Here is a 14,462-nt window from a genome sequence, read left to right as displayed (position 1 = left end):
ATCGAAAAAGACATTCAAAGGGAAAATTACGAAAAAAATATCTTAAACAAGAGTCAAAAAAAATCCTGCAAAAAATTTTACTACTATATTACCTGCCTTCAAAGTACCCATGGACTATGCGCATCAATTTCTCTCCAGCCGGATTTTCAAGCCGTACCTCCGTCAAGCTGTACCTCCAGCTGTTTCTGTACCAAGTTAGTTTATTGCCAGTGGCCGGATTACCATTTAAAGAATCTAACTGCCCAGCTCACGTTTTTTCTCAGGAGATATTTTCTCAGTTCGTCGACTCCAAGAAGGAGAACTGCAAAAGGAACGGCAAGCAGTATGTACATGAGGTTAATGGGAGTAGTGTTAAAAATCAGGTTAGCAAACGGATTCCAGATAATAAGGGCAAGAATCAGGAGCTCGCTTGCAATTCCCAGGAGAACCTGTCGGTTGCTGAACAATCCCATAGAGAAGACTGACTGAAACCGGGTTCTTGAAGCAAACACATTGGCAATCTGACAGATGATGACAGCTGAAAAGAAAGCTGTTATTGCCTGCCTATAAAGAGGGTTAGTATTTGCAAGCTGTTCTCCGAAAGTCCAGCCCCCTTCAAAAAGTACGGCGAAATAACAAAAGAATCCTGCAGCAGCCTCTATAGGTCCTTTTACTCCGTAGGCTGTCAGGAGTAACTGAGGAGTCAATAATTTTTCACTCCTTGATCTGGGAGGTCTCTTCATGATATCACCCTCTCCTTTTTCCATTCCCAGAGCAATGGCAGGCAGCATATCCGTACCCAGATCGATTGCAAGGATTAACTGGACAGGCATGGGAAGGGGAATGGAAAGAAGTACAAAAGCTATGAAAGGCAGAATCTCGGGAATATTGCTTGCAAGAATATACACAATGAATTTCTTAATGTTATCAAAAACGGTCCTGCCCTCTTCTACAGCATTCACAATCGTAGCAAAGTTGTCATCAAGGAGTACCATATCCGCAGCTTCACGAGCTACATCCGTGCCGCTGCCCATAGCGACTCCCATATCCGCATTCTTAATTGCAGGGGCGTCATTGACCCCGTCTCCTGTCATGGTCACGATCTCCCCTTCTGACTGGAAAAGCTGTACAATTTTCAGCTTCTGTACAGGAGAAGTACGGGCAAAGACGATGCTTGGGTTTTTCAGTCTTGAGGCAAGCTCTGTACGCGAGAGTAAGTTCAGCTCCTCTCCAGTGATGATTTCAAGCTTTCCTGTGTCTGCAAGCCCTACATCCTTTGCAATTGATTCTGCAGTGACAGGATGATCTCCGGTAATCATAACAACTTTGATCCCGGCGGCGTAGCATCTTGCAATAGCATCTCTGGCTTCAGGGCGCAGAGGATCAAGAATTCCTATAAATCCCAGGAAAACAAAGCCTCCGGTGTATTCCCTCAGGTCATCTCCCTGCCTGTACGCAAGGGCGATAATCCGTTCTCCTTTTTTTGCAAGTCTCAGGTGACGGTCAAGAAGTTGTTGCTGTTTAGTTTCATCCAGTTCAGTTATTCCTCCTGAATCTATGGCAAAACTACACATCTTCACAACTACTTCCGGGGCACCCTTGAGATAAACTTCAAGTTTTCCTTCAGGAGTGCGGCAGATAACTTCCATCCTTTTGGTAAGCGAATCAAAAGGAAACTCTTCCAACCTTGGATAATCGTTCTGAAGCTTTTTTACATCTTCAAAACTATTTGCAAAAACAAGAAGAGCTCCTTCGGTCGGATCACCGGTATACCCTGGAGGAGACTCATAAAGTTTTGCATTATTGCAGAGCCCTGCGGCTCTTATGAAAACAGATGGTAATCTTTGAGGTTCCCATACAGGCTTTTCTAGAACACAAAATCCTTCTGTTCCGGGATCTGTAATTCCTTCCGCAACATCACTATTTGTACCCACAGCAGTTTTGCTTATGCTTTCCTCTGCTTCCTGCCCTTCAGTCCTTTTTTTAGTACTCAGAGGGTTCTCGAGAAGGAGGCATTCAAAACCTAACATGATGGAATTCACTGCCATTTTGTTCTGGGTCAGGGTACCGGTCTTGTCCGTACAGATAACCGTCGTAGAGCCCAGGGTTTCTACCGACTCAAGCTGTTTAATAAGGGCATTCCGCGAAGCCATTCTTCTTGAGGCAAGACTCAGGGCAAGGGTAACTGTAGGTAAAAGCCCTTCAGGCACATTGGCAACGATAATTCCAATTGCAAAGATAAGGCTTGCAAGAAAGACATCCTGAAGAATAAACGCCAGTATAAAGAAGATTACTCCCAGGGTAATCGCAATTGAGGATATGATTTTTATGAAATGATTTAGTTCTCTTCGGATAGGTGTGTCCACTTCGGATGTCTGCTCTGTAAGCGTTGCGAGGCTTCCGATCTGGGTGTTCTGTCCTGTTGCAAAAATAACTGCATTTCCGTTTCCGCTCTGTACAAGAGTCCCTGAAAAAACCATGTTCCTGCACTCGAGCATATTTGGATGAGTGCACTCAAGAGACCTGAGCTGAGGTTCGGATTCACCTGTAATAGCCGAGTTATCCACTTTCAGAACGTTGGTTTCAATTAAACGCCCGTCGGCAGGAACTTTATCTCCTTCCTCAAGAAGAATAATATCTCCTGCAACAAGCTCCGACGCCAGAATATCCCTTTCCTTTCCTTCCCTCAGAACCCTGGCATGGGGCGGAAGAAGCTGCCGAAAGCTTTCCATTGTCTTCGCAGCCTGGTATTCCTGCACAAACGTGAAAGTTCCGTTAAGGATGACGACCCCGACGAGGGCAATTCCGATATAAATATTCCCCTGCCCGGGATCAAGGTATTCACCAAGGAAAGATAGAATGGCTCCTACAGTTAGAAGGATGGAGAAAAAGTTGCGGAACTGCCGGACATATCTCTTAAATATGTTTTCCTTTCCGGCTTCTTCGAGGACATTTGGGCCGCACTCCTTAAGTCTGCGGGCAGCTTCCTGTTCACTGAGCCCGTTTTCGCTTACGTCTAATCTCTGCAGGAATTCTGAGAGAGAAATAAGATGCTCATCACCCCGCGGAGAGCATGCCCTATTTTTGTTTCCAGCCGATTCTTTTTCCATCAAACCCCCTATAGTTTAATGTGGCACAAGAATAAGAAACTTAACATTACGAGTCTCCCGAACTCCCGAAAAACGATCATAAGAGATAAAGTCAAATATCACGTTACAATTCGTTGAAGGGTAAAAACATGCGGCTGAAACTATTCATGAAGAAAAAAAATTAAATAATGAGATTAAAAATTATTGCATTATTGATCAAAGAAAAGAGAGAAAAAAATTCCCGGCAATTAGCTTTTATAATTTGCTAACTAAAAAAATGTCCGCATTCTGACTCAATTGAAGGGTTCGAGAACTGTTTTTACTTTGATCGTTCTCGTTCCTGCTCAGGCGAGAAAAAAAACAATGATAAAGAACTATCCGTTCCCATTTATCAAAAGAAACCACAATTTTTTGACATGTTTTGAACTCTGGATACTCTAGTCTGGAGTGTGAAACATTTTGGATTGAAAAGGTCTATATAATATTGTCAAGTAGACAATAAAATTGTAATAAAAATAAATGTACAAGGATAAAAGTAAAAAAGGTATGACCGATATGAGCGAATTCACACTTAAAACAAGACTTTTAGCCGCCCTTGAAGGCAAGCCCGTTGACAAAGTACCTGTTTGTTCCGTGACCCAGACCGGAATTGTGGAACTCATGGACGAAGTAGGAGCCCCCTGGCCGGAATCCCACTCCAACCCTGAACTTATGGCAAAGCTGGCAATTGCCAACTACGAGCTCAGCGGACTTGAAGCTGTAAGAGTCCCCTACTGCCTTACCGTTCTGGTCGAAGCTATGGGCTGTGAGATCAACATGGGTACCAAGAACAGGCAGCCCTCTGTTACCGGTCACCCCTACCCCAAGGACCTCGAAGGCGCAGCAATCCCTGCAGACCTCCTGCAGAAAGGCAGAATTCCGGCAGTACTTGAAGCAATCAAGATCATCAGGGAAAAAGTAGGTCCTGACGTGCCAATCGTTGGCGGCATGGAAGGCCCTATCACAGTCGCATCCGACCTTGTAAGTGTTAAATCCTTCATGAAATGGTCCATCAAAAAAATTGACCTCTTCGAACAGACTCTGGACCTTGCAACCGAAGCTGCAATTATGTATGCAAATGCAATGGTAGAAGCCGGTGCAGACATTATCGCTATTGCAGACCCTGTAGCATCCCCTGACCTCATGAGCCCTGACTCCTTCAAGCAGTATCTCCAGTCCAGGCTCCAGAAGTTCTCCTCCAGCGTGAACTCCGTAACCATCCTCCACGTCTGCGGAAACGTGAACCCGATCCTCAACTACATGGCAGACTGCGGTTTCGAAGGTCTCAGTGTTGAAGAAAAGATCGGCAGCGCAAAGAAGGCAAAGGAAGTCATCGGAACCAGAGCAAGATTAGTAGGAAACGTTTCCAGCCCCTTCACCCTGCTCCCAGGACCTATTGACAAGATCAAAGCCGAAGCAAAGCAGGCTATTGCAGACGGCGTTGATGTACTCGCGCCAGGCTGTGGAATTGCACCCATGACCCCTCTCGAGAACATTAAAGCCATGGTCGCAGCAAGAGACGAGTACTACGCCTGAGAAGGCACAAAATTTCTTTATTTTTTTGCGGGCAAATCCTGAGCAAGAAATTTCAGCTCTGGATATAATTCCCGATTAATTTTTTTTACTTTGCCGGGATGGGACTTCAGGGATGAGGATATCCAGAACCAGGCCCCTTACAGGCTGCCAGTTCAGTAGACTCGATCCGGGCAGATAATCCGGTAAAACTCACAGGGATGGCTTATTCATCATAAAACTTATTTAAATTTATTAAAAATAATAACTGTTGAAAGGATTAGCTGAGAAAGTCTTAAACTTTTTTGGAGGAGGTTAAGATATGAGAACAGGAGTTGCAATTGACCTGGGAACCAGTGGATTCAGGGCCCAGAAAATTGACCTTGAGAGCGGCGAGATTAAGAAAACCGTGATAACTCTCCGGAACCCTCTGCCAGGAGCAAACGTAATGGACCACCTTGACTTTGCAATCCATTACGGGCTTGATAAAGCTCATGGGCTCTCGGCAACAGCGGTAAAAAATATCCTTAATGAGCTCGGAGTAAAACCCGAAGAAATGGAAAAGTTCTCAATCTGTGGAAACCCTATCCAGCTTTCTATCTTTCAGGGAATTCCAATTGAAGACCTGGCATACGCGGGCGAGCGTAAGAAACAGAAGTATCATATTGAAGAGCAGAATAGAGATGCTCGGATTGTACCTCTGTCCGAAATCACGGGGTTTGAAGAGTTTAAAAACTGTAAACTATATGTACCGCCGGCGATAAAACATGAGGTAGGAGCCGATGCACTTGCCCTTATTGTAAAAGCAGGCATGATCGAGAGCGACGAAGTTGCAATTGCCACTGACTATGGGACAAACGCCGAAATGGCCCTTAAATCAAATGGCGTTATTTACACAGGGTCGGCTGCTGCCGGGCCTGCTCTCGAAGGTCAGGAGATCGAGTACGGATCCATTGCTTCCCCTCATACTATCTGTGATGTCGAGTTTGAAGGGAATAACCTCCGCTGTTATGTTCTTGATAAAGACATGAAAACAGCCATCGGAGACCTTGTAAACCCGAAAACAGGAGAGGTCGTGGAAAAAGGAGAGGTCACTGCAAAGGGCATTACGGGTACAGGGGTTATTGCCCTTATCGAAGCCGGAATGAGGAACAAACTGATAGTCCTGCCAAAGATTCATACTCCTGAAGGCATCATCTACCTGCAGGACGGCATCAAGTTCACGGAGAAAGACCTTATCGCAGCCGGAAGAGCAATAGGCGCACTCCGAGCAGGCCACATTACCCTCTGTGCAGCTGCAGGCATCGAGATGGAAGACCTCAAAATAGCCCACATGTCAGGAGCTGCCGGCACCTACATGGACGCCGCAAAAGCCCATCAGGTAGGAATGATCCCTTACAATGCAAGTTATGTCTCACAGATAGGGAACACTTCCCTTACAGTTGCCCGGGAAATCCTGCTTTCCGAAGACAGGCTCTGGGAACTGCAGGCAATTGCAAAAGAGATTGTGGGTACGCATGTGATGTTTGCAACCTCGGAAGCCTTTAAGGAAGCATATCTGCTTGAACTTGCCTACTGGAACGAGGGCATGGCATTCAAGATGCTCCAGAAGTTCCTGAAAAAGAAAAAACTGCCCATGATAAGCGAGCCTTCAACTATCCTGAAAATAGACCGCCAGGTCGAAAGGGACATTCCGGTACTGGGAGAAGAAGGGCTTGAAGTACTTGAAAAAGTCGGGACCTACCTTACCATGATTATCGAGAACTGCCAGGGTTGCAAGAAGTGTGTAAAAGTATGTCCTACCGGAGCTCTCAGGATGGATGACAAAGGGCTTGTAAAAATAAGGACCGACCTCTGTGACGGAGCAAATTGCCAGCGCTGTCTGCATGCCTGCCCTGATGACAGGTTTAAATGGGAAAACCTGACCGTTGCAGGAGTCTGACTGAAGAAGTAGAGAAATTTTTATATTTTAGGAGGCAGACAGCCCGTAGACTGAAGTTTGCGGACTCTCTGCTTTTATACCACACTCCAGATATAACTCAGAAGCCTGTGGAAAATACCCCTGCCTTCATGAGGAAATTGCATAATTCATATCTACACTGTGATTATTTTTTTATTTTGCTTCTTTTGCTTTCTTTTTAGAGACAGTGCCAAGACATGGGTATTTTTTAGACGGTGATTTTTCTTTCACTGAAGTTTTCTTGCAGTTAGCAGAATTCGATTCGAGGTACTGATTTTAGCATACACTATGCATCCTATGCGGGCAGGAGTTGGACATATACCAAAAAAAGTTTTATTGATACCAAAAATAGGAGAACAAATGAAATCAAGAAACAGGAAATTGAGATCATTAAATGAAAGAAAAAAGATACAAAAGACAAAAATCAATATGCATAAAGGAAAAAAGAGTTTAATCAGCGGAGTAGCGGAGTAAGATTGAAGGGCAAAAGAATATAAAAGATCTGAATTAACGAGCAAAATTTTAGATATATACCAAAAATTAAAGTATAAAATTAAAAAAGAGATATATAAGGCATTAAAAAATATTTTATATATACCAAATTATAGATACAAAAATATACTATGAAGATAGAAAGGTTAAAGTTTAAATTTTCCGGCTAAAAAGCTCTGGAGATTTAGGCCTGCGTGAACAAAGACATAAAAAAGAAAAATGGAAGAAAACGAGGACAAAAAAATGGACGTGATTGTTATTGGTGGTTTCCTGGGAAGCGGGAAGACCACGACAGTTATCAATATGGGAAAATACCTGGCAGAAAAAGGAAAAAAAGTCGCTATCATTGTTAATGAGATAGGAGAAATAGGGATTGATGGAGATATAATAAAGAAATTCGGGTTCGATACCAAAGAAATCACAAGCGGATGCATATGCTGTACCCTGAAAATGGGGTTGAGGGCAACAGTCGATACTCTCATGAGGGAGTATAAGCCTGATATCCTGATGATCGAACCCACAGGGATTGCGTTTCCGAATTCCATTAAAAACGAATTCAAGCTAATGAACCTTGGGGAGGAAGTTAAAGTTGCCCCTCTGGTAACTCTGATAGATGGAAGCCGCTTCAAACACCTGATGAAAGAGGTAAAAGATTTTGCCATGAGGCAGATCATAGATGCTGAGATCCTGGGAATAAACAAGGTGGACCTTATAGACTCACTTCAGATCCCTATTCTTGAAGTTTCGGTCCAGCAACTTAATCCAGCAGCCAAAATTGTCTTACTTTCAGGGAAAGACACCGGAGAAAGGTTTGAAAGCTTCATGCAGTTAGTTCTTCCGGGAGTAAAGGACATTCCTAAGAAAACAAAGGAGGTCGAGAAAGAGCCTGAATCTGCACGGCAGGAGTTTGAAAACTCAATCGGTGCCTCTGGAACTGACAGTTCTGAAGATAATTCCTCAGAAATCCCATATAATCATGGCGATTCTTTCAAGCATACCGTTGGCAGTTATTCCGTAGAATATTCCTTAAAAGACGGCTGTGCTCTAAGTAAGGAAACTGCAAGAGCCATTACAACTGAAATAATGAATAAGATAAAAGAAAAGGCTCTTAAACTTAATCCAGAATTCTTAGGGCATATCAAACTCTTCCTCGATAACGGATCAGAAACAGTGAAACAGAGCATTACAATATATTACGAAGAGCCACAAGAAGACATTTTCAAATCAAACGACGGAGCTACCCCGACATTTAAAGTTCTTTCAGCAGTTTCAAAAGTTGAAAAAGAAGTACTTAAAAATGCAGTTAACAGTTCAGTGCAGGAAACATTAGAAAGAATGGGAATAGAGATTCATCAGGTCAAACACAGTCATGATCATGATCACGAGCATGGTCATCATCATGATCATGATGAAGATGACCACCACGAGCATGACCATCACCACCATAAACATGACCACAGAAAGGGACACAGCCATGCAGAACATGAACACGATGAGGATCATGACCATGGCTACCACGTATTTGACCATTGTGAGCAGCATGCGCACGAAAAATATGAGCATCAGAAGCTGCATAAAGTAAAATAAAAAAGATTGGCTTGAAGGATACTTCTTTGCTCATCAAGTATGTGAAACCTGATGTATTTTAATATTTTAACTTCCAAAAACACAGGTGGTTTCCATATTCAGGCTTCCTCCAGACCCTTGATGTGGAACCACCATATATCTAAGACTAATGAGTGAATTTATAATATGCTTGGATGTTTTGTGCTTTTATGTATTTTTTATGCTTTTATACACTAATACAGTCACACCGAATACCTGCACCTATATGCTTGCAACTGAAGGTTCTTTTTAACAATATTTTTGATCGCTTGCAGGATTCAATTTGATCTATGCCGTCTTAACATGAAGATCACCTTTTTTTATCTGCAAGTACTTTTATAGAGAGCGATATAGAGATAGAGAAATATACTTTGAAATAGAAAAGTTGACACTTATACACCCTGTATTAAAGACAGGACTTTACTACTTTTTATGAAAAATAGAAAAAATAAAGGGACAATAAACAGAAAGCTGCAGAAAACGGAGGAAAAAAAGTGGAAGTCATTGTTGTTGGAGGTTTCCTGGGAAGCGGAAAGACAACCACCATTATCAATATGGGTAAATTCCTTGCAGAGAAAGGGAAAAAAGTTGCGATTATCGTAAACGAGATCGGAGAGATAGGGATTGACGGGGATGTAATAAAAAGGTTCGGGTTCGATACCAAGGAAATTACAAGCGGATGTATCTGCTGCTCCCTGAAAGTAGGGCTGAGGACAACAATGAATCTCCTTGTAAAAGAATACAAGCCCGATATCATAATGATCGAGCCCACAGGAATTGCTTTCCCGCAGATTATCAAAAACGAAGTAGAGCTTATGAACCTCGGCGAAGAAGTGAAAATTGCTCCCCTTGTAACCCTTATTGACGGCAGCCGTTTCAAACACCTGATGAAAGAGGTAAAAGAATTTGCCATGAGGCAGATTATTGATGCCGAGATTCTGGGAATAAATAAGGTCGATCTGATCGAACCTATCAGAATACCTATCCTCGAAGCTTCGGTTCAGCAGTTGAATCCTAAAGCAAAAGTGGTTTTGCTTTCAGGAAAGGATACAGGCGAAAGATTTGAAAATTTCATGCATGAAGTTCTCCCCGATATCAAAGAAGTTTCGGAAAAAGTCCAGGCAACCGTTGCTACAGGAGAAGCGTCCAGACTTTCCGAGCCTCAGGAGACTGAAGATTCCATTAAAGCCTCAGGAGTTGGCAGTTACTCTGCAGAATTTGCAATTAAAGGCGGAGAAAACCTGAGCACGGAAGCAGCCAGAGAGCTCACAACCGAATTGATGAATGCAATAAAGATAAAGGTTCTGAAATTAAATCCCGAGTTTGTAGGACACATAAAACTCTTCCTTGACAACGGACTTGAAACCGTAAAACAGAGTATTACAATCTATTATGAAGAGCCTCAGGAAGATATCATCAGGTCAAAAGAAGGAGCTGTTCCGACATTCAAGATTCTCTCTGCAGTCTCGAATGTTGACAAAGAATCCCTGAAAGATGCTGTAAACAGCTCTGTGAAGGACACCTTTGAAAAAAGGAGAATCAAGGTGCACAAAGCCGTACATGAACATAATCACGAACATAATCACGAACATAAAAATCACGGAAATGTGCAGAGAATCGTGAATATAGGCAGAAAAGAGTAAAAATAGAAAGAGTAAAGGAAAGGGAGAGTAAGATTGAAGTTTTTTCTCGTCCCGCCCTGCTCTAAAACTTTTCCCTGGAGTTAGGACCGGGTGCCGTAAAATGATTCCCAGAGAGAATTCCTGGGAAACAGCCCTTAAGACTTACAGCGGGCAATAAGTTTTAATTTATTTTCTCCGAGCGGTCTATATAATACTGCGCAAGCTCATTACCCCATTCCAGAGCACTCGGGGTAAAACTCATGATCTTTCTGTGGTCGAACTCCCCCTCTTTTCCGAAAAGTTTCAACAGCATGAAATTATCCGAAACCATGAAGGAAGAAGGCCTCACTTTACCGGAGTAAATATAAAGAGAAACCCTGTTTTTGACACAGGTATTATATTCCTCTTCAAAATCGTTTTTCATCCTGTTATAGACTTTTTCATCAAGGATAAGACGTACTTCAGCTCCATTCTTTGCACAGCTTGCCTGGATTGAAGGGCAATCGGGGCAGAAATAAGAGTAAAAGGATGTAACCTTTTTTGACTTATCCAGCTTATCCCTTAAATGTTTTGGAAATTCAAAGAGATGGTCAAGGTCAGGCTCTTCAAGAGTGCATTTCCCCAGCATATCAATCTTCTTTATCAGGTGTCTTGGGATTGGAGACCTGTCGTGTTTTGACCAGTAATCCTTGTTTCCGTCAAAAACATCAAGGAGAGAGGTAAGGGGGAGCATTTTTTCAACTATCACTTCTCCGATGTCCGAGAGTTCATAGGTATTCCCTTTCTGCACTATGATGTCCATATCTTTCAGTTTTTTTATCTGCGGCATTACCGCACATGCCTTCACATTAAGGGTTTCCTTGATCTCATCAATATACATCGGCCCGTTAGCTAACTGAATAAGCAGATTCTTTCTTTTTTCAGAGAAGAAAATCAAGTCTACAAGGGAACTCATTTTTATCAGCTTCCAACCATGCGTCTATTACGTTAAGCCGGACTACCATTTTCCGGAGTTATACCCATAAACCCGCCTTATCCTCCGGGAAAGACAGCTTCCACATTTAGTAAAGAGAAATACTGGATAACCCAGTAATTTTACCAGGATGCATCAAATTTACCTGTAATAAAGCATTTTGAAATTTTAGCTCTTGTTGCAGCACCTCTGCATTAAAGAACACTGATCGATATATCTTTAACGAGACTATCGAAAAGTGGAGAATTTATTCAGACCAAAAATCATATAAATTATATTACATGAGTCATATTAAATATTAATTTTTAGGTATAGTGTAAATTGCAGATATTATATTTAAATTAACATAATAAGTAAAGAATCAAAAGTTATAAAACAAATGTCAGAGATATTTTACTGTTTTGAGACTAATGAGGAATAAAAATATTTTTTACACCAAAGAATATAAATTCCTAGGCTCAAAAAAGGGGTCAACAGGCTGCTCGAAACTTCGAGCTTTTAAATCTGTATTTCTCGATCATTACCCTCAAATTTTCAATACCCCTGATTTTTACATACCTCTTCAATATTCAATGATCCCTGCTTTTCCAGATAAGGAGATTTTCCATTCACACAAGTAAAAACCTCAAGATTGAAAAATGGATAAGAGCATAAAAGGTTAAGAAATAACAAATTTCCCGGTACCCAGAAATAAGAATCCAGATAAAAATCCGACTCATACAAAATATGAGGAAAACTATATTTTACTAAGGGGAAAAAAATTGCCGTTGGATCAAAAAACATTGTCGGTTAAGCTATATATCATAGGATCAATCTGTCAGTAGTGACCATCTAGGCCTGAAAAGAAAGAATAACCATACTGAATTCAGGAGAAATTACAGTTTGTACCGCGGCTGAGAACTGCTGATTTTCAGAGGGAGTACTGCTTTTCAGAAGAAATGGTCATGTTGTGGACCAGGAGTATTAATAGTGAATTTAGAGAATTGACGGGCTGTGGAACCCGTTAAAGATCTAAATAAAAGTAGATAGTGATCCGGAGAACAGGCGGAAGACTGACTGTCTGGATCCTTTAACAAAAAAAGGAGATTTTTTATGGCAAAAGAAGATATTTTGAACGCTTTAGCTGATGCTGTCGTTGAAGGTGACGACGAACTTGCAGAAGAATTCGCACAGAAAGCCCTTGATGAGAGCCTCGATGCATATGAAGCAATCGTTGAAGGCCTTGCAAAGGGTATGAAGATTATCAGTGATATGTACGAGAAAGGAGAAGCCTTCGTCCCCAGCCTTCTGCTCGCAGCAGATGCGATGTATGCCGGGATGGACATCCTTACTCCTTACATTAAAGTAGACGAAACCTCTGCCCCCAGGAATGTTATCATCGGTACCGTTGAAGGAGACGTGCACGACATTGGGAAAAACCTTGTCAAAACCATGATGACTGCTGCCGGCTTCAATATGATCGACCTCGGCTGTGATGTACCTCTTGATAAGTTCGCAGAAGCTGCAAAAGAGAAGAAGGCGACTGCAATCTCGATGAGCACACTTATGACCACAACAATGAGCGGCATGGAAACTGTTATTGAGCAGCTCCAGGAAGACGGAATCAGAGACTCCCTCATTGTCATGGTCGGCGGTGCACCCGTTTCTCAGACCTTTGCTGACAGCATAGGCGCAGACGGAACAGCCCTTGATGCAAGCACTGCAGTCGAGACTCTTACTTCCCTTGTAAGCGAACTTCCTGCCGATATCTGGAGCGACTCGGCAATTGCAGCAAGCAAGATGAAGTACAAAGAATCCCTCGCACAGAAAGGCAGCAGGGAAAAGATCGATGTCGGCCTGGTGACCGCTGAGAAAGTGAAGGCAGAGTTTGACTCCGTAGTTCCGAAATTCAAGGAAACCATGACCAAGGCAGAAAGGTTCTCCGCATCATTTGAAGACAAGAAGGTTGACAGGCTTCCAATTGCGACTCTTGCCTGCGGCGTATCAAGGAAGTTCGTCCCCTGTTCCTATAAGGACTATTCAACCAGGGCAGAGAAGTACGCAGACTGTGTCGAAGCAGGTATCAAATACTTCAATATGGACACCTTCGTCGGCCTGACCGACCTTTGTGTTGACGCAGCGGACTTCGGTGCAACCGTCAGGTACCCTGAAGAAGACACACCTGCAGCAACCGGCCACCTTGAAGACTACGAGAAGCTTGAGGTTCCAGAAATAAAGGAAGGCACCCGTGCCTATAACCTGATCCAGGGCAACAAGCTTGCAACCGAAAAGGCACATGCCCTTGGCGCACCCATGACCGCCCTTATAGAAGGTCCAATGGTTGCCCTTACCCAGATCATGGGAGCAACCCGTGTACTCTCAGACCTCAGGACAAACCCCGATGTTGTTCTCAAGGCTCTTGACAAGACCGCAACCTATGTAGAAGAAATAATGAAGGGTATGTTCGAAGAAGCCCAGCCTGACAATCTCTGTATGGTAACCCTCTGGACCAACAACGTCATCCTTAGCGCTGACGAGTACATGAAATCCGAAGGCCAGATCATGCAGAACAGGATCGCCCCGCTGTACAAGAAGTACAACAAGCCGACAGTCATTCACAACTGCTCCGATGCCCCGCACTGGGACCTTATCCATAAATGGGATACAAAGTACTACAGCTACACCTTCTATCCGGATGAAGTTAACAAGGGTTCCAGAGACCACAAGTACCTGATCAATACTTACGGCAAGAAGACGATGTTTGCCGGTGAAGTCAGCCCGGTTGTATTCCTTGACAACAGCCCTGAAGGCATTCAGAAGATGAAGGCAGACACCATTGCCCTGCAGGAAAGTGTCCTGAATACCCTCAAGGAGAACGGCATGCAGTCCAAGTATGCAATCGCAACAGGCTGTGAAGTGCCGCCAGGAGCACCCTGCGATGCGATTACTGCCCAGACCTACACAGTAGCAGAAAAGGGTCCCGAGATCTACAAGAAAATTATCGGATAAACTCACCCGCTGAAGCCATAGTGAAAAAAACAAGAATGGCTTGTCAGGTACAGGATGGGCTTCTGGCTCATCCTCTCTTAATTTATCATTAAAAGAGAGTTCTCGCTATTTCCTGCATTCTTTGCCTTGTTAAATGCAAGCGAACTAAAAACGGCAGAAGGCATTGGGAAGAAAAAAACACAAAAAAACAAGAGCGAAAAGCA

The 14,462-nt window shown here is 43.0% G+C and carries 7 protein-coding genes; 5 read left to right on the top strand and 2 right to left on the bottom strand.

The features are described from left to right. Positions 1-218 precede the first annotated feature (218 nt). Positions 219-3,089: a cation-translocating P-type ATPase gene (locus MSHOH_RS01550; protein WP_048136836.1), complete on the bottom strand. Its 2,871-nt coding sequence runs from the start codon at positions 3,087-3,089 to the stop codon at positions 219-221. A gap of 534 nt (positions 3,090-3,623) precedes the next feature. On the opposite strand from MSHOH_RS01550, the gene mtaA reads away from it, so the two are divergent. The 4 genes from mtaA to MSHOH_RS01520 all read left to right on the top strand — a co-directional run bounded on the left by mtaA (position 3,624) and on the right by MSHOH_RS01520 (position 10,319). Then, a complete protein-coding gene (mtaA, locus tag MSHOH_RS01545) occupies positions 3,624-4,643 on the top strand; it encodes a methylcobamide:CoM methyltransferase MtaA (protein ID WP_204245420.1) in 1,020 nt (339 codons plus the stop codon). Between the two features lie 298 nt (positions 4,644-4,941). Further along, positions 4,942-6,561, top strand: a complete 1,620-nt coding sequence (locus MSHOH_RS01540) for a methylamine methyltransferase corrinoid protein reductive activase (protein WP_048136835.1) — start codon at positions 4,942-4,944, stop codon at positions 6,559-6,561. A gap of 729 nt (positions 6,562-7,290) precedes the next feature. Continuing rightward, positions 7,291-8,658 (top strand): GTP-binding protein, encoded by a 1,368-nt coding sequence (locus MSHOH_RS01525; protein ID WP_239451149.1) that lies wholly within the window; start codon positions 7,291-7,293, stop codon positions 8,656-8,658. Positions 8,659-9,170: 512 nt separating this feature from the next. Next, on the top strand, positions 9,171-10,319 hold the full coding sequence (locus tag MSHOH_RS01520; RefSeq protein WP_048136832.1) for a GTP-binding protein: 1,149 nt from the start codon (positions 9,171-9,173) through the stop codon (positions 10,317-10,319). Positions 10,320-10,479: 160 nt separating this feature from the next. Here the strand turns inward: MSHOH_RS01520 and MSHOH_RS01515 are convergent, their stop codons facing one another. Then, positions 10,480-11,253 (bottom strand): helix-turn-helix transcriptional regulator, encoded by a 774-nt coding sequence (locus MSHOH_RS01515; RefSeq protein ID WP_048136831.1) that lies wholly within the window; start codon positions 11,251-11,253, stop codon positions 10,480-10,482. Between the two features lie 1,110 nt (positions 11,254-12,363). On the opposite strand from MSHOH_RS01515, the gene MSHOH_RS01510 reads away from it, so the two are divergent. Beyond that, entirely contained in the window at positions 12,364-14,259 is a 1,896-nt protein-coding gene (locus tag MSHOH_RS01510; RefSeq protein ID WP_048136830.1) for a uroporphyrinogen decarboxylase family protein, read from the top strand. Positions 14,260-14,462: the final 203 nt, after the last annotated feature.

The sequence above is a fragment of the Methanosarcina horonobensis HB-1 = JCM 15518 genome (assembly GCF_000970285.1).
Lineage (GTDB): Archaea > Halobacteriota > Methanosarcinia > Methanosarcinales > Methanosarcinaceae > Methanosarcina > Methanosarcina horonobensis.
The sequence above is the reverse complement of the archived record's forward strand: the minus strand, read 5'-3'. Positions and strand labels throughout refer to the sequence as shown.